The sequence below is a fragment of the Brevundimonas sp. KH_060 genome, assembly GCF_057838275.1.
Map to the genome: position 1 here is coordinate 603,209 of NZ_CM174463.1, position 15,840 is coordinate 619,048.

Genomic DNA, 15,840 nt, shown 5'->3' on the forward strand with positions numbered 1-15,840 from the left:
GTGCGGCCTTCTCTCCCGCGGCATGTCGTGTTCAAGGCGTTCGGCGCCGGTCTGCTGGTTCTGGCCGCGAGCTTCCTGTTGTTCGCGCTCGGCTTTTTCGCCGAAGGCATGCTGGATCTCGCCGACGGCCGCATGGACGGTCACGCCGCCCTGAACCTGTCGGAGGCGGTTGCGACCCATCTGTTCTGGCGCCGTATAGGAATCATGCTGGCGTCGAGCGCGGTTCTGCTGGTTTTCGGGCTCGGATGCTTCTGGGTCGCTTGCGTCCTGAAGCCGAAGCCGTGAGAAGCACGGGGCGCGGCAGCGCTGTGAAGGAATCCTGATTTGAACAAGAACCTGGTCATCGCCGTCGACGGCCCCGCCGCGTCCGGCAAGGGCACCATCGCCGCGCGCCTGGCCGCTCACTACGGCCTGCCGTACCTGGACACCGGCCTGCTGTATCGCGCTGTGGGGCTGGCGGTGCTGGATGCGGGCGGCGACCTGGGCGACGCGGAAGCAGCGGCCGAGGCGGCGCGGGCGCTGGATCTGGCTGCTCTGAGCGATGACCCGCGCCTGACCGATCGCGGCGCGGGCGAGGCGGCCAGTCGCGTCGCCAGCCATCCGGGCGTGCGCGCGGCGCTGTTGAAGCTGCAGCAGGACTTCGCCGCCCAGGCGGGCGGGGCGGTGCTGGACGGACGCGACATCGGCACGGTGATCGCACCGGACGCCCCGGCCAAGCTCTATATCGCCGCCAGCCCCGAAGTGCGCGCCGAGCGCCGCTGGAAGCAGCTGACCGCGCGCGGCGAGGTCATCGCCTTCGAGGACATGCTGGAGGATATCCGTCGCCGCGACGCCCGCGACGCCGGCCGCGACGACGCCCCGATGGTGCAGGCGGACGACGCCGTCTTGCTGGATACGACTGATCTGGGTATAGAGGCCGCCTTCGATGCGGCCCGCCGTATCGTCGAGGCGGCGCGAGCCAGGGCCGGGATCTGATCCCGCCGGGCGAATCCAACGCTCCGATCTTCTCGACGGCCGCGGGCGTTCTGGCTTTTTCGTATGTGCGCTTTCCCGCGCGCCTGGCCTCGTCTCGTGACGACCTGACTTCCTCTTCTTCACCCCTTTCGCGCGCGTCCGCTCGGCCGTGCGCGTTCCCTTTTCATCAACCCCAAGAGTTTCCATGACTGAAACCCTCAACCCCACCCGCGACGATTTCGCCGCCCTGCTCGACGAACAGCTGCAAGGCCGCGACCTCGGCGAAGGCCAGGTCGTTCACGGCCGCGTCGTCGGCATTGAAAAAGACATCGTCATCATCGACGTCGGTCTGAAGACCGAAGGCCGCATCGCCATGCGCGAGTTCGGCCAGGGCGAAGGCGCTGTCCTGCCCAAGGTCGGCGACAACGTCGAAGTCTACCTGGAGCGCGTCGAGAACGCCCTGGGCGAAGCCGTCATCAGCCGCGACAAGGCTCGCCGCGAAGAAGCCTGGACCCGTCTGGAAGCCGTGTTCGCCGAAGGCCACCCGGTCAACGGCGCCATCGTCGGTCGCGTCAAGGGCGGCTTCACCGTCGACCTGGGCGGCGCCTCGGCCTTCCTGCCCGGCTCGCAAGTCGACATCCGCCCGGTGCGCGACGTCGGCCCGCTGATGGGCAAGGAACAACCCTTCGCCATCCTGAAGATGGACCGTCCGCGCGGCAACATCGTCGTCTCGCGTCGCGCCATCCTGGAAGAAGCCCGCGCCGAACAGCGCACGGAGCTGGTCGGCCAGCTGCAAGAGGGTGAAGTCCGCGAAGGCGTCGTTAAGAACATCACCGACTACGGCGCGTTCGTCGACCTGGGCGGCATCGATGGCCTGCTGCACGTCACGGACATGTCGTGGAAGCGCGTGTCGCATCCGTCGCAAGTCCTGGCCGTCGGCGACACCGTCAAGGTCCAGATCGTCAAGATCAACCCGGACACCCAGCGCATCAGCCTCGGCATGAAGCAGCTGCAGTCGGATCCGTGGGACGGCGTCGAAGCCAAGTACCCGGTCAACGCCAAGTACACCGGCCGCGTCACCAACATCACCGACTACGGTGCGTTTGTTGAGCTGGAAGCCGGCGTTGAAGGCCTGGTCCACGTGTCGGAAATGTCCTGGACCAAGAAGAACGTCCACCCGGGCAAGATCGTCTCCACCTCGCAGGAAGTGGACGTCATCGTCCTGGACGTCGACAGCGCCAAGCGTCGTATCTCGCTGGGCCTGAAGCAGGCTCAGAACAACCCGTGGGAGGCCTTCCTGGAGGCTCACCCGGTCGGTTCGACCGTCGAAGGCGAAGTCAAGAACGCCACCGAGTTCGGCCTGTTCGTCGGCCTGGACAACGACATCGACGGCATGGTCCACCTGTCGGACCTGGACTGGAACGTGTCGGGCGAAGAAGCCATCCAGCGTTACCGCAAGGGTGAGACGATCAAGGCCAAGGTCCTGGACGTCGACATCGAGAAGGAACGCGTCTCCCTGGGCGTCAAGCAGCTCGGCGGCGACCCGATGGAAGGCGACACCTACAAGCGTGGTCAACAGATCACCGTCACCGTTTCGTCGATCGAAACCGGCGGCATCGAGGTGAAGTTCGGTGAAGACGACGCGCCGGTCACGGCCTTCGTCCGCAAGTCGGACCTGTCGCGCGACCGCAACGAGCAGCGCACCGAGCGCTTCGCCGTGGGCGACCGCGTCGACGCCATGATCACGGCCGTCGACAAGGCCACGCGCCGCGTCTCGATCTCGATCAAGGCTCTCGAGATGAAGGACGAACAGGAAGCCATCGAACAGTTCGGGTCGTCTGACTCGGGCGCCTCGCTGGGCGACATCCTGGGCGCCGCGCTGAAGAACGCGTCGAAGGAATAGGTTTCTCCGTCTAACGGGAAACCAGGGGCGGCCGGAGCGATCCGGCCGCCCTTTTTCTTTGTGCGGCGCATCCGTGGGCGGCGCTCGGCCCGAGCCGTTCTGGGAATCGATCGCAGCGCAGGTCGGCTTTTTCTCTCACCGCGAGCCCCTTGCGCGGCGAAACCTGTCCGCGTCGAAAGCAAGAAACCTTCACGACGATACGTTTTGTCTCTTTCTTCCTGTGGCGACAGACGGTTAGGGTGTCGTCCCGGACGGTGAAGCCAAGGCGGGGGCCTGAATGATCAAGTCTGAACTGATCGAGAAACTGGCGGCTGAGAACCTGCATCTCACCCATGCTGAGGTGGAGCGGGTCGTGAACGTGATCCTGGGCTGTATGACAGAGACCCTGTCGGACGGCGGACGGGTCGAGCTTCGCGGTTTCGGCGCCTTCTCTGTACGTAGCCGCCCGGCGCGGACGGGGCGCAATCCCCGCACCGGCGAGACGGTTGAAGTCCCGGCCAAGGCCGTGCCCTTTTTCAAGAGCGGCAAGGAACTGCGCGAGCGTTTGAACGCTTCCGGCGACGCCTGACCTCTAATCGAAAGACTGAAGATCCCATGAGCCTGCTGACCGAGTTTCGGGAATTCGCCGCGCGCGGCAACGTCGTCGACCTGGCGGTCGGCGTCATCATCGGCGCTTCGTTCGGCAAGATCGTCACCAGCCTGGTGGATCAGGTAGTGATGCCGCCGATCGGCCTGCTGCTGGGCAAGGTCGATTTCTCCAAGCTGGAATGGGTCCTGGTGCCCGAAAATCCGGCGACCGAGGCGGTCGAGAAGGTGGCCATCCAGTACGGCGCCTTCATCAACACCCTGATCCAGTTCCTGATCGTGGCCTTCGTGGTCTTCCTGGCGGTCAAGGCGATCAACAAGATGCGCCGCGAGCAACCGGCCGAGCCGGAAGCCGCCGGCCCGACGCCGACCGAAGCCCTGCTGGCTGAAATCCGCGATGAACTGAAGGCGCGTCCCTAAGGGGACTTCGTTGCGAGGGCCGTGTCAGGCCCTCGCTTCCATCGCCTGACGGTGTGCGGGCGCCGGCGCCAGCCGCAGGGCGGCGCTGGCTCGCGCAGGCAGCGGCCGCAAACAGAACGAATAGTCGCCGTCATAGGGGGTGGGCCGCCAGCCCGCGTCCTGCATTCCTGCGTCGAAAGCGACATGGCAGTGGCCCCAGCCGCCTTCGCGCCGCGCGCGTTCTCCTAACCGGCCCAAGGCGCGCTGAAGCTCGGATGAGGCGACCTGCAATCGCATCTTGGCGGCGCCCAGGGCCGGCGCCAGGCGACGCAGGCTCTCGCACAGGGTCTGAATGGCCGTTCCGTCATTCTCCAGCGCAATCAGATCGATGATTTCGAGGATGGGCGGCTCCAGCGGAGTCTGTTTGTTCAGCATGGCGACGGCGAAGCCCGTGATGCGCCCGCCTTCCCTGTACGCCAGCGTCAGCGGCGGCACGGTCAGATCCGGATCCGACAGCCGCCATCGCATGACCGAGGGGCTGCGGTCGGCGGTCAGGCGTCCTTCGGCCAGCAGGGCCTGCCAGAAGCGCGCATAGTCTGATCGCTCGGACAGGTCGGGGTTCAGGCTCACCGTGGAAGGCAGGCGGCGTTCGGCCTGGCGCAGACCGCGCCCGCTGAGCAGGCGGGGCAGGGGCGACAGCTGCTCGCCCAGCAGCTGCGCCATCGCCGGGGCGTGCTCGACCACGCTGCGCAAGGCGCGCCCGCTGAGGCAGGCGGCCGGATCGATCATCCAGGACAGCTTCACCGCATGGGCGTCGGGAGGCCAGGGGATCATGCCGTGCCGCCTGTAGAGGGGGCTGGAGCGGGCGTTGGCGTTCAGCGTGTACCGGGCGAAGCAGGCGGGCTGGTCGAGGAAGGCGTCGATCAGGGCGCGACTGCGGCCCCGCTGCGCAGGAGGCACGACGATGGAATAGCCGGTGGCGCCGTGCAGGGCGCGGCCGTTCCGCCAGAATCGCTGGATAAAGTTGCCGATGACGGCTTCAGCGCCCGCGCCGTGGTCGATCACCCAGCCATGCGGGGCGTCGATCTCGGGCGCCGCCGGATTGGCCATCAGCCAGCGCCAACCCGCTATCGAGCGTTCCGGCCACCAGACGCTGCGGTGCAGCCGATTGACGGCTTCCAGATCGGACGCATTCAGCGGTCGCAGCGGCATGGAGCGGCTCCTTGTGCAGGCTCAAGGAGTATTCTCGCAAAAAGTGTATAATGATATAATTGCTCTCTGTGCGAGAAGTGTTTGGCCTTTATGCGACGACCTGACGGCCGGATTTCGCCGTTAACGCTTGTTTGCAATCCGTGACCGTGCTGTTTCTGCACGCTTCCGCGCCCGTCGGGGGCGCAAGAGATGGAGCTTGCCGTTGAGCACGACGGACGCAGGGGGCGCGCTCGAAGCGCCACGCAAGACCTTTTTGGGTCACCCGCGGGGGCTGGTGATCCTGTTCTTCACGGAGATGTGGGAACGCTTCTCCTATTATGGAATGCGGGCGCTGCTGGTCATGTACCTGACCCAGCACTTCCTGTTCGGACCGGCCGAGGCGCAGGGCATCTACGCCGCCTACGCCGCCCTGGTTTATCTGATGCCGGTGCTGGGCGGCATGATCGCCGACAAATACCTGGGCGCGCGCAAGGCCGTGGTCATCGGCGCCGTACTGCTGGTGGCCGGTCACTTCACCATGGCCTTCGAGGGCTCGGGCGGTAAGGAAAGCCTGACCATCGGCGAGCGCACCTATCAGATCGAGGTCGTCGGCCGCGATCAGAACCGCACCATGTTCGCCGTCAACGGCGACGAGCGGGTCCAGATCTCCATCACCCCGGAAGGCGTGTCCAAGGTCGGCGCCGAGCCGGCGGCGGCGCTGGCCGCCGACGCTGCGGCGGTCGCCGCGGCCGGCGAAGGCTTCCCCGCCTTCACCCCGACCAGCGGCTACAAGGTCGAGACCAAGCGCGACACCGCCTTCGGCGAGCCGGTCCTGTTCCTGGCCCTGTCGCTGATCATCATGGGCGTGGGCTTCCTGAAGGCCAACATCTCGACCGTGGTGGGGGCTCTGTATGAGCAGAACGACCCGCGTCGCGACGGCGGCTTCACCATCTTCTACGTCGGCATCAACCTGGGTTCGCTGCTGGCCACGGCCGCCTGTTCCTACCTGGGCTTCACCTACGGCTGGGCCTATGGCTTCGGTCTGGCGGGCTTCGGCATGCTGTTGGGGCTGCTGACCTTCCTGATCGGCGCGCCCTGGCTGGAAGGCCGCGGCGGACCGCCGGTTCCGCTCAAGGGCCGCGCCATCTTCGGCGTGCCGGTCGAGGCCTTCTTCTGGACAGCGGGCATCGTCGCCGTCTTCCCGATCTGGATGCTGATGCAGCGTCACGAGATCGTTCAGACCATCCTGATTCCGATCGCCCTGGTCACCTTCGTTTCGGTCGTCGGCTACACCGTCTTCCGTCTGAACGGCGCTGAGCGTTCGCGGATGCTGGTCGCCCAGGTGCTGATCTTCTTCTCGGTGCTGTTCTGGGCCCTGTTCGAGCAGGCGGGTTCGTCCCTGACCCTGTTCGCGGACCAGTCGACCCAGATGCCGAGCTGGTTCAACGCCGGCTACACCCAGATGTTCAACCCCGGCATCATCGTCATCGGCGGCCCGATCATGGCGGCCCTGTGGGTCTGGCTGGGCAAGCGCAACCGCGAGCCCTCGACCCCGGTCAAGTTCTCGGTCGCCCTGGTCCTGGTCGGCGCGGGCTTCCTGCTGCTGTCGTGGGCGGCGGCGAACAACTTCAACGAGTCGTTCCGCGTCCCGTTGATGATCCTGTTCCTGACCTACGCCTTCCACACCGTCGGCGAGCTGTGTCTGTCGCCGGTCGGCCTGTCGATGATCACCAAGCTGTCGGTGGCGCGCGTGGTCGGCCTGATGATGGGCGTGTGGTTCCTGTCGTCGTCGGTGGCCCACATCGTCGCCGGCTGGATCGCCGCCGCCACCGCCACGGACACCGTGGCCGGCGTCGTCACCAACCCGGAACTGGCGCTGCAGACCTATGGCTCGATCTTCGGGACCATCGGCTGGACCGGCGTCGGCGTCGGCGTGGTGCTGCTGGCCCTGTCGCCCATCCTCAAGAAGGGCATGGCGGGCATCCACTGATCGCCTGATCGGTTGCTGACACAAGGAAAGGGCGGCGTCTCGCAGGAGGCGCCGCCCTTTTCAGTTGGTCCGGGATCGCCCGCCTGGCGCCGCCTCGCGTTGGGGGGACGAGACGCCGACCGGAGGGTTCTCTTCTTGTGGCTCAGAAGGTCTTGCGCAGGCGGATCTGATAGAAGGTGCGCGGGTCGATGAAGCGGTTCTCGACGAAGGCGATCGGCCGGCTCTCACGGTCGCCGAAGATGGTGCGCTCGACGTTGAAGTCGTCCCAGAGGTTCACCTGCCCCCGGATCGCCAGGGTCGGCGTCGGCTTATATTCGGCCCACAGCTCGTAATAGTCGTGGCCGCGCCAGCCCGAGATCTGGTCCGGTTGATAGTCCTTCTGACCCAGAAGGGGGATCCAGGCGCCGCCCCACTGCAACTTCCAGCTGGTGATGTCCTGTTGGAAGGTGATGGTCGCCTGGCTGGCGCGGATGCCCGAGATGGGGCGGATCTCGCCGGTCGTGGGATCCGTGACCTCGGTGTGGTTCCAGGTGTTCTTGAAGCCGAACTTGCCGCCCGAGAGACCCAGCTTGTCGGTCGGGACGGTGACGTTCAGCACCAGCTGGTCCAGCGTGCCGTCGCCGATATTGCCCACGGCGGCCAGACCGCCGTCCAGCGGGATCAGGTCGATGGCGTCGGTGATCTCGTCGTGACGCAGGCCGACGCTGACGATGCCTTCGCCCCAGAAGCGTTTCTCGAAGGTCAGTTCGCCGACCCAGCGTTGCTCGGGCTGCAGATTGACGTTGCCGCCGAAGACGTTCTCATCCTCCAGCTCGGCCGAGGCGGCGAAGTCGCCGAAGTCCAGCTGGCCGACCGTCCGTTCGATGCGCAGGCGGACCTGGGTGTCGGCCGTCGGCGTCCACGTCGTCAGCAGGCGCGGCTTGGCGTAGAAGAAGCTCTTCTCCTGTTCGGCGTCGCCCGACTGGCTGATGGTCGAGGATTCCAGCCGCAGCCCCCCCTCGAGCGTCCACTTGGGGTTGATGCGCCAGGTGGCCTTGCCGAACAGCTCGCCGCGCGTTTCCTCGACCTTGACCGAGGCTGAGGGCAGGGGTTTGTTCACCCCGCCGATGGAGTAGGCCTGCTCGACCTCCAGCATGTTGTAGGCGATCTCGCCCCCGCCTTCGAACTCCAGGGCGGCGGACCGCTCGAAGCGCAGCAGGCCGCGCAGGATGGTCTCGGACGAATCGCCGGTCGCGGCGAAGCGCTGGATCGGCTCCTCGGTTCCACGTTCGCGCGTCAGGGAGGTGGCGACATTGTCGAACTCTTCGAACTCATGGATGAAGCGCGCCTCCAGCTTCAGCCGCTTGGACAAGGGGCGGGTGTAGACGACGCCGACTTCGCCGCTCGTGGTGTCCTCATCGGACAGGCTTTCGCGCAGCACGTCCGGCGCCGTCTGGCGGTTGATGTTGTGCCAGTCGTTGATGCCATAGCGCGCCGTCAGGTCGATCTTGCCGCCCATCAGCGGGCCGGCGTAGGTGCCCCGGATCGAGTTCCCGCCGCCGTAGCCGTCGTTGTAGTAATCCTCGGCGCGCAACAGCTCCCCATTCGGCCCGACGCGACGCAGGGGACCCGCGCCGTTGGAGTCGCTGTTGGAGATGCCGTCGCTCAGCGTCACGCCCCAGGTGCGGTCGCCCTTGCGCTCGGTGAACTGATAGGTGCCGCCGAAAAGGTCCTGGCCGCCTTCGAACAGGAAGGCGTTGCCGGTCAGGATGTGCTCGCGGCTGACGGTGTTCTTCAGGATGACGTTGGCGACGACCGAATAGCCCTGCATCTCGATGCCCGGCGCGCCGCCGCGGATCAGCTCGATACGCTCGACCTGGCTGGCGATGGTGCGGCCCAGGACGTTGGAGCCGGTGTCGTTCTTCGACGCCGGGCGCGAGCCGTTGATCAGGACGTTGCCGACCGCGCCTTCGAAGCCGCGCGCCCCGTCGCCGTCGTTGACCGAGAAGCCCGGCACCCGGTTGACCATGTCCAGCGCCGTGTTCGGACGGGCGTCGGCGAAGAAGTCGGGGGTGAAGACCAGCACGGCCTGATCGCCAGGAACAGCCGCCTGACGGGCGGGCGCGGCGGACGCATCGGCGGCGAGCGCCGCAGCCGGAGCGGCCGCGGTCAGCAGCAGGGCGGTGGTCGCCAGCAGGGCGCTCTTGGTGTTCATCTCGTCCTCTCCCTCGGTGTCGGCAGAGGTTTGGCGGCGTAGAGGCTTGATCTCCAGTTACAAGCCCGACAGGTGGATTAAATCGCTGACAGCATTACGGAATAGTCACGTGCGGCGGATTTCTCAGGCTTTAGGGTGAGGACATGAAAGCTCCTCTTCTGTCCGTGGCTCTGGCCGCTCTCCTGCTTGCTTCGGCGGTTCCCTCCTCGACCTTCGCCGCTCGGGGGCAGAGCGAGGCGGCGACCCGCGTGGACGAGGTGGTCGTCACGGCGCGGCGGGCGGGCGCGCCCATGTGGACGGTGCGGCGTGACGGCGAAGGGGTGATGATCCTGGTCGGCGCTATCGAGGAGGCGCCGCGCGATTTCGAATGGCGCGCCCAGGCGCTGGAAGACGCCGCCGCCCGCGCCGATCGCATCCTGTTTCCGCAGCGCGGCCGCGCCTCGCCCGCCGACGTCCTGCGCCTGATGTGGCGCATCCGCACCATCGGCTGGCTGCCCGAGGGCACGACGACCGCCGACTATCTCGCTCCCGAGGATCAGGCGCGGCTGGAGGCCGTGATGGCGGACGAAAAGACCGATCAGTGGCGGCGGTACAGTCTGTTGATGCTGGCCATCGACCTGTTCAAGGACAAGGCGGGCGAGAAGGACGCCCGGCCGGTCGGCGCCGACGAGGCCGTGCGCCGCGCCGCCCGCAAGGCGCGCGTGCCGATTCGCTCGATCGGCGTAGTGCGTGGCGCCGATCTGGTCGAGAGCCTGATCTCCGCTCCGCCCGAGACGCACCGGGAATGCCTGCGCGCGGCTCTGTCGGCGGCCGAACTGGGACCGGAGGCCGTGCGTCTGCGGGCCGAGGCCTGGCGCGGGCTGCGGGTGGCCGAGGTGCTGGCCTCGCCCGTCGATCAGGCGGCGGACCGCTGCTGGCCGTGGGGCGATCCGCAGATCGGGCCGCAACTGCGCACGGAATGGACCGACGCCATCGCCGAAGCCCTGACCCAGCCGGGCCTGACCATGGCCGTCGCGCCCTTGCGTCGTCTGGCCGAGCCGGGCGGCGTGCTCGATACGCTGGAGGCCCAGGGCTTCGAGGTGGACGGTCCGGAATGGCGCGCCGCATCCCCCGTCACGCACGAAGCCGGTTGACGCCTGGCCTGCGAAGGCCGACGCCGGGGTCATGAGCGACATCGAACCCAGACTCACTTCCTTGGCCCATGGCGGCGGCTGCGGCTGCAAGATCGCGCCTGACGTGCTGCAGTCCATCCTGGCCTCGACGCCGCGCACGGCGGCCTTCGCCGATCTGATGGTGGGGACCGAGACCTCGGACGACGCGGCGGTCTGGCGGCTGAATGACCAGCAGGCCCTGGTGGCGACGACCGACTTCTTCATGCCGATGGTGGACGATCCGTTCGACTTCGGCCGGATCGCGGCGGCCAACGCCCTGTCGGATGTCTACGCCATGGGGGCGACGCCGATCTTCGCCCTGGCCATCGTCGGCATGCCGGTCGGCAAGCTGTCGCCGCAGACCATCGGTCGGGTGCTGGAAGGCGGCGTGTCCGTCTGCGCCGAGGCGGGCGTGCCCGTGGCGGGCGGCCATTCGATCGACAGCCTGGAGCCGATCTACGGCCTGGTCGCCCTGGGTCTGACGCACCCGGACCGGGTGCTGACCAATCGCGGCGCGCGCGCGGGCGACGTGTTGATCCTGACCAAGGCGCTGGGCGTCGGCGTGCTGAGCGCGGCCTATAAGCAGGGGCGGTTGGAGGCGGGCGGCTATGAGGCGCTGATCGGCTCGACCACCAAGTTGAATACGCCGGGGCCGAAGCTGGCGGCTATGGAGGGCGTCCACGCCGTGACGGACGTGACCGGCTTCGGCTTGCTGGGCCACGCGCTGGAGATGGCGCGCGGCGCGGGTCTGGCGGTCGAGATCGACGCTGACGCGCCGGTGTTCCTGGACGGATCGCCCGCCCTGGCCCAGGCCGGGGTGCGGACCGGCGCCTCGGTGCGCAACTGGGCGGCCTATGGCGGGGCGGTGACGCTGGACGCCGAACTGCCGGAGTGGCGGCGCGACCTGCTGACCGATCCCCAGACCTCGGGCGGCCTGCTGATCGCTGTCGCGCCCGAGGCGGCGGATGGCGTGATGGCGCTGGTTCAGGACATGGGTTTCGCCTCGGCCCGCCGCGTCGGCCGGGTGCGCGAGGGCGAACCGTCGGTGATCGTGACGGCGGCTGGCTGATGGCGCGGCTGACGGCGGACGTCTCGCTGGCGGCGCTGGCGCGCTACGACGCCGTCATCGACGTGCGCAGTCCGGGCGAGTTCGCCGAGGATCATTTGCCCGGCGCGATCAACCTGCCGGTGCTGGACGACGCCCAGCGGGTGGAGGTGGGAACCCTCTACGTCCAGACTTCGAAATTCCTGGCCCGCCGCCTCGGCGCGGCGCTGGTGGCGCGCAACATCGCCGCGCATCTGGAAGGGGCGCTGGGCGACCGCGACGGAAGCTTCCAGCCGCTGGTCTATTGCTGGCGCGGCGGGCAGCGGTCGACGGCCATGACCACGGTGATGGAGCAGGTCGGCTGGCCCGTCACACGGCTGGAGGGCGGTTATCAGACCTGGCGCCGGACGGTGGCCGCCGCCCTGCATGATCTGGAGACGGCGCCGGCGCTGAAACTGATCCTGCTGGACGGCCTGACCGGCAGCGGCAAGACCGAGGTGCTGGCCCGCCTGGCTGATCACGGCGCCCAGAGCCTGAATCTGGAGGGGCTGGCGGCGCATCGCGGCTCCCTGTTCGGGCGCACCGAGGCGGAGCAGCCGTCGCAGAAGCTGTTCGAAAGCCGTCTCTACGCCGCCCTGTCCACCCTCGACCTGACCCGCCCCGTGGTGGTCGAGGCCGAGGCCAGCCGCATCGGCCGCCTGACCGTGCCGCCGGTGCTGTGGGCGGCGATGAAGGCGGCGCCCGCTTTGCGCCTGTCGGCCCCGTTCGAGGCGCGGGTCGAGCGGGTGCTGCGTGATTATCAAGCGGCGACTGATGACGCGGCCGTGCGCGATGCGCTTCTGGCGCGGATGCCCAGCCACCACAGCCGCGAGCAGGTTGCGCAATGGCGTGCGCTGTCGCAGGCGGGCGACCTGCGCGCTCTGGCGACGACCCTGATGCGCGACCACTACGATCCGGCCTATCGCCGGGCCTCGGCCGGATCGCGCGACCTGGGCGAAATCACGATGGATGTCGGGGCCGACGCCGATCTGGATCGCGCCGCTGAGGCTGTGGCGACGCGGGCGGCCGCGCTTTAAACCGCCGTGCCGCCCACCGTCAGGCCGCCGATCTTGAGGCTGGGCTGGCCGATGCCGACGGGGACGCCTTGCCCCGCCTTGCCGCAGGTGCCGACGCCGGGATCGAAGGCGAAGTCGTCGCCGATCATCTGGATCTGGGTCAGGGCCGTGGCCCCGTCGCCGATCAGGGTGGCGCCGCGCACGGGGGCGGTGATCTTGCCGTCCTCAATCAGATAGGCCTCGGTGCACTGGAAGACGAACTTGCCGTTGGTGATGTCCACCTGACCGCCGCCGAAATTGGCGGCGTAGAGGCCGCGCTTGGTCGAGGCGATCATGTCGGCTTGGCTGTCCTTGCCGCCTTCCATGAAGGTGTTGGTCATGCGCGGCATGGGCGTGTGGGCGAAGGACTGGCGGCGGCCGTTGCCGGTGGCCTTCGCGCCCAGTTGGCGCGCCGACAGCCGGTCGTGCATCAGGCCGACCATGATGCCGTCTTCGATCAGCACGGTGCGCGAGGTCGGAGTGCCCTCGTCGTCGAACGACAGGGAGCCGCGACGCCCGGCGATGGAGCCGTCGTCCACGACCGTCACGCCCGGCGCGGCCACCCGCATGCCCATCATGCCGGTGAAGACCGACGAGCCCTTGCGGTGAAAGTCGCCCTCGAAGCCGTGGCCGACGGCTTCGTGCAGCAGGACGCCAGGCCAGCCCGCGCCGAGCACCACATCCATCTCGCCCGCCGGGCAGTCGACGGCCTCCAGATTGACCAGGGCCTGACGCAGGGCCTCGTCCACCTGGGCCTGCCAGCGTTCGGGCGCGACCCATTCTTCAAAGCCCGCGCGGCCGCCCGCGCCGGACGAGGCGCTCTCGCGCTTGCCGTCCTTCTCGACGGTGACGGAGACGTTCAGCCGGACCAGGGGGCGCAGGTCGCTCAGCAGCCGCCCGTCGCCGCGCAGGATGTCGATGGCGCGCCGTTCGCCGACCAGAGAGGCCGAGACCTGCACCACGCGCGGATCGCGGGCGCGGGCCCAGGCGTCGATCTCGGCCAGCAGGGCGATCTTGTCCGAGAAGGCCGGGGCCAGCAGCGGATCGACCGGATCATAGAGGCGCTGGTTGGTGGCGCGCGGCGCCTCGGCGGCCGTTCCGTCATAGCCGCGCTTGGCGAGCGCAGCGCTGTCGGCGGCGCGGCGAATGGCGGCGGCGGAGATCTCATTGGCGTGGGCGTAGCCCGCGGTCTCGCCCGCCACCACGCGCAGGCCGAAGCCCTCCACCGCATCATAGGAGGCGCCCTTCAGCCGCCCGTCGTCGAAGACCAGGGATTCGCTCTCGGTCTTTTCGAGGAACAGCTCCCCGTCGTCGGCGCCCGCCAGGGCGGTCTGCAGGATCGACAGGGCCTCGTCGGGGGCTACGCCCGCGGCGTCGAGGATGGGGGAGGGGGAGGCGACAGTGCTCATGGACGCTAGATAGGGGCTGCGCGGCCCGGCGTCACGGTCTGCAAAAGCAATCGGCCCCTCCCGCGGTGCGAAAGGGGCCGATGTTGTTTGGCGCGTTCAGACGCGGCTCAGTCCTGCGATACCTCGCCGGAGCCGCTGACCGACTGGCGCAGTTCGGCGGGGCGGCGGGTCAGGCGGACGTCGCCGCTGCCCGAGACGTCGACCTCGGCCTTGCCGCTGGGGCCGACGCGGACCTCGCCCGAGCCGCTGACTCGGACCTTGGCGTCGTCGACGATCAGTTCGTCCATGCGGGCGTCGCCGGCGCCGGAGACGTCGACCGTCACGGTTTCGGCGCGACCCTGGACCCGCACGTCGGACGAGCCGGTCAGCGTCAGGTCTAGCGACGGCTGGTCATAGCCGCGGATCTTCAGCTCGGTCGGGCCCGACAGGTCGAAAGCCTTCACCGAGGGCGCCTTGATGATGATCTTCAGGGCGTCGGTCTCGCTCCAGCCGCGGATGCCGGTGCGGGTCCAGCGGACATAGCTGCGGTCGCCGCGCGGGGCCTCGTCTAGCGTCAGGCGGCCGTTGGAGAAGCGGACGCGCTCGACCACGCTCTGGGCGCCCGAGACGGTGATGCCCGGCGTATCGGCCTGCTGGTCGTAAACGACGTCAGCGGGGATGTTGATGGCCAGGCGGTCGGCGCCCGTCCATTCGATCGTGCGGGTCGTGTCGGGCGAGACCTGGCCGCGCTCGACGGTGAAGCCGCTGTCGCCAGCCTCGTCGTCGGTGATGACCCAGGTCCAGTCGTGGCGAGCCAGGTCGCGGCCCCCGACGGCGAAGGCGCCGCCGATGCCGACGATGGCCAGGACCAGGCCCGCGCCGGAGATGATGAGTAGATTGCGGATCATGACTGTGTTCTCCTCTCTCTGGCTTTAGGCCTGGGGTTCCAGGGCGGGTTTGACGACGCGGTAGTGCAGGCGGGCGTACCAGACGGTGGCGTCGATCAACCACTTGGTCAGCAGGGCCATGGTTCCGACCATGAAGATGCCCAGACCCATCAGGCCAACGCCCAACAGCGCGGCGGCCAGCGCCCCGCCCGGCAGGCCCATGAAGGCGCCCGCCACCATGACGAAGCCGCCGGCGATGAAGACGCCGACGCCACCCAGCAGCAGGGACAGCACCGTGCCGAAGACGGGCAGGGCGATGGGCAGCAGGATCAGGATGTCGATCGCGCCCAGGCCCAGGATGCCGAATACGGCCCCGGCGGCGGACGACGCCGACGGCTCCTGACGCCAGCGCTGGGCGCCGGCCTCGGCCTTCAGTTCGCGGGACAGGCGATCGGGGTCGCCCAGGGCCTCGGCCACCTCGGCCTCGCTGCGGCCGGCGGCGGCGCCGTCGGCGAAGTGGGCTTCATAGTCGGCCACGATCTCATTGGCGGTGGCGGCGGGCAGGCCCACCAGGCCGCGTCGCAGTCGCGCCAGGAATTCCGCGCGGTTCATTGCTTCTCTCCCCTGTCCTCAGCTTGGGCAGTCGATTCGGTTTGGGCGCTCTGATCGAGCAGGGCGGGCGTTTCGGCCGGGGCCTCGGCGACAATGACGCTGTCGTCGTCATCGCCCGCGATCAGGGCCTCGACGGCGCGGGCGAAGGCCCGCCACTCGCCGGTCTGGCCGTCCAGGGCGCGGCGGCCCGCGGCGGTCAGGCGATAGTATTTGCGCGACGGGCCGCTGGATGATTCGACCAGATAGGTCTCGACCAGGCCGTCGGTCTGCATCCGCCGCATCAGCGGATAGATGGTGCCTTCCCCCATGCCGATGGCGTCGGACAGGCGGCTGGCGATCTCATAGGCGTAGCTGTCGCGTCGGGCGAGCAGCGCCAGGACGCAGAGCCCCAGCACGCCTTTCTTCAGTTGGATGTCGATGGTGTCGGGCATTGCGTCCCTCTTGGGC

The 15,840-nt window shown here is 68.3% G+C and carries 14 protein-coding genes and 1 pseudogene; 9 read left to right on the plus strand and 6 right to left on the minus strand.

Translation table 11 applies throughout. From position 1 onward, the window contains the following. The 5 genes from AC3IPP_RS02995 (at position 1) to mscL (ending at position 3,862) form a co-directional block, all read left to right on the plus strand. The gene (locus tag AC3IPP_RS02995) at positions 1–285 is read left to right on the plus strand and encodes a hypothetical protein (RefSeq protein ID WP_489150313.1); all 285 of its coding nucleotides are present in this window, start codon (positions 1–3) and stop codon (positions 283–285) included. A 39-nt stretch (positions 286–324) separates the two neighbouring features. Continuing rightward, positions 325–975 (plus strand): (d)CMP kinase, encoded by a 651-nt coding sequence (gene cmk, locus AC3IPP_RS03000; RefSeq protein WP_087141717.1) that lies wholly within the window; start codon positions 325–327, stop codon positions 973–975. 184 nt (positions 976–1,159) lie between these two features. After that, on the plus strand, positions 1,160–2,857 hold the full coding sequence (gene rpsA, locus AC3IPP_RS03005; RefSeq protein ID WP_087141718.1) for a 30S ribosomal protein S1: 1,698 nt from the start codon (positions 1,160–1,162) through the stop codon (positions 2,855–2,857). 277 nt (positions 2,858–3,134) lie between these two features. After that, positions 3,135–3,425, plus strand: coding sequence for an integration host factor subunit beta (locus tag AC3IPP_RS03010; protein ID WP_087141719.1), 291 nt, complete (start codon positions 3,135–3,137; stop codon positions 3,423–3,425). A 26-nt stretch (positions 3,426–3,451) separates the two neighbouring features. After that, positions 3,452–3,862, plus strand: a complete 411-nt coding sequence (gene mscL, locus AC3IPP_RS03015) for a large-conductance mechanosensitive channel protein MscL (protein WP_087141720.1) — start codon at positions 3,452–3,454, stop codon at positions 3,860–3,862. Positions 3,863–3,886: 24 nt separating this feature from the next. Here the strand turns inward: mscL and AC3IPP_RS03020 are convergent, their stop codons facing one another. Then, complete coding sequence (locus AC3IPP_RS03020; protein WP_489150314.1) at positions 3,887–5,053, minus strand: N-acetyltransferase; 1,167 nt, start codon at positions 5,051–5,053, stop codon at positions 3,887–3,889. A gap of 202 nt (positions 5,054–5,255) precedes the next feature. Here AC3IPP_RS03020 and AC3IPP_RS03025 point away from each other — a divergent pair, with 202 nt between their 5' ends. Next, the gene (locus tag AC3IPP_RS03025) at positions 5,256–7,022 is read left to right on the plus strand and encodes a peptide MFS transporter (RefSeq protein ID WP_143276141.1); all 1,767 of its coding nucleotides are present in this window, start codon (positions 5,256–5,258) and stop codon (positions 7,020–7,022) included. A 142-nt stretch (positions 7,023–7,164) separates the two neighbouring features. On the opposite strand, the gene AC3IPP_RS03030 is transcribed toward AC3IPP_RS03025, so the two are convergent. Then, positions 7,165–9,216, minus strand: a complete 2,052-nt coding sequence (locus tag AC3IPP_RS03030) for a TonB-dependent receptor plug domain-containing protein (RefSeq protein ID WP_489150315.1) — start codon at positions 9,214–9,216, stop codon at positions 7,165–7,167. A gap of 143 nt (positions 9,217–9,359) precedes the next feature. Between AC3IPP_RS03030 and AC3IPP_RS03035 the strand changes: the two genes are divergently transcribed. Genes AC3IPP_RS03035 through mnmH form a run of 3 tightly spaced genes read left to right on the plus strand, consistent with a single transcriptional unit; the run spans position 9,360 to position 12,488 of the window. Beyond that, the gene (locus tag AC3IPP_RS03035; protein WP_489150316.1) at positions 9,360–10,349 is read left to right on the plus strand and encodes a TraB/GumN family protein; all 990 of its coding nucleotides are present in this window, start codon (positions 9,360–9,362) and stop codon (positions 10,347–10,349) included. Positions 10,350–10,380: 31 nt separating this feature from the next. Continuing rightward, a complete protein-coding gene (gene selD, locus AC3IPP_RS03040; protein ID WP_489150317.1) occupies positions 10,381–11,436 on the plus strand; it encodes a selenide, water dikinase SelD in 1,056 nt (351 codons plus the stop codon). After that, positions 11,436–12,488 (plus strand): tRNA 2-selenouridine(34) synthase MnmH, encoded by a 1,053-nt coding sequence (mnmH, locus tag AC3IPP_RS03045; RefSeq protein ID WP_489150318.1) that lies wholly within the window; start codon positions 11,436–11,438, stop codon positions 12,486–12,488. The genes selD and mnmH overlap by 1 nt, the downstream gene beginning before the upstream one ends. Here the strand turns inward: mnmH and tldD are convergent. From tldD to AC3IPP_RS03065, 4 genes and pseudogenes are all read right to left on the minus strand, one after another. Beyond that, a complete protein-coding gene (gene tldD, locus AC3IPP_RS03050; protein WP_489150319.1) occupies positions 12,485–13,915 on the minus strand; it encodes a metalloprotease TldD in 1,431 nt (476 codons plus the stop codon). The two genes, mnmH and tldD, sit on opposite strands and share 4 nt — an antisense overlap. A 107-nt stretch (positions 13,916–14,022) precedes the next feature. Then, positions 14,023–14,802: a GIN domain-containing protein gene (locus AC3IPP_RS03055; protein WP_489150320.1), complete on the minus strand. Its 780-nt coding sequence runs from the start codon at positions 14,800–14,802 to the stop codon at positions 14,023–14,025. Positions 14,803–14,826: 24 nt separating this feature from the next. Next, positions 14,827–15,393, minus strand: a complete 567-nt coding sequence (locus AC3IPP_RS03060; protein ID WP_087141728.1) for a DUF1700 domain-containing protein — start codon at positions 15,391–15,393, stop codon at positions 14,827–14,829. A gap of 119 nt (positions 15,394–15,512) precedes the next feature. After that, positions 15,513–15,824: pseudogene (locus AC3IPP_RS03065) on the minus strand (PadR family transcriptional regulator); the annotation flags it as partial. Positions 15,825–15,840 lie beyond the last annotated feature (16 nt).

What these genes read in the sequence shown, in the direction of transcription:
- rpsA (WP_087141718.1), top strand. Translation starts at nt 1,160, where the DNA reads ATGACTGAAACCCTCAACCCCACCCGCGACGATTTCGCCGCCCTGCTC.
- AC3IPP_RS03010 (WP_087141719.1), top strand. Translation starts at nt 3,135, where the DNA reads ATGATCAAGTCTGAACTGATCGAGAAACTGGCGGCTGAGAACCTGCAT.
- mscL (WP_087141720.1), top strand. Translation starts at nt 3,452, where the DNA reads ATGAGCCTGCTGACCGAGTTTCGGGAATTCGCCGCGCGCGGCAACGTC.
- AC3IPP_RS03020 (WP_489150314.1), bottom strand. Translation starts at nt 5,053, where the DNA reads ATGCCGCTGCGACCGCTGAATGCGTCCGATCTGGAAGCCGTCAATCGG.
- AC3IPP_RS03030 (WP_489150315.1), bottom strand. Translation starts at nt 9,216, where the DNA reads ATGAACACCAAGAGCGCCCTGCTGGCGACCACCGCCCTGCTGCTGACC.
- AC3IPP_RS03035 (WP_489150316.1), top strand. Translation starts at nt 9,360, where the DNA reads ATGAAAGCTCCTCTTCTGTCCGTGGCTCTGGCCGCTCTCCTGCTTGCT.
- selD (WP_489150317.1), top strand. Translation starts at nt 10,381, where the DNA reads ATGAGCGACATCGAACCCAGACTCACTTCCTTGGCCCATGGCGGCGGC.
- mnmH (WP_489150318.1), top strand. Translation starts at nt 11,436, where the DNA reads ATGGCGCGGCTGACGGCGGACGTCTCGCTGGCGGCGCTGGCGCGCTAC.
- tldD (WP_489150319.1), bottom strand. Translation starts at nt 13,915, where the DNA reads ATGAGCACTGTCGCCTCCCCCTCCCCCATCCTCGACGCCGCGGGCGTA.
- AC3IPP_RS03055 (WP_489150320.1), bottom strand. Translation starts at nt 14,802, where the DNA reads ATGATCCGCAATCTACTCATCATCTCCGGCGCGGGCCTGGTCCTGGCC.
- AC3IPP_RS03060 (WP_087141728.1), bottom strand. Translation starts at nt 15,393, where the DNA reads ATGAACCGCGCGGAATTCCTGGCGCGACTGCGACGCGGCCTGGTGGGC.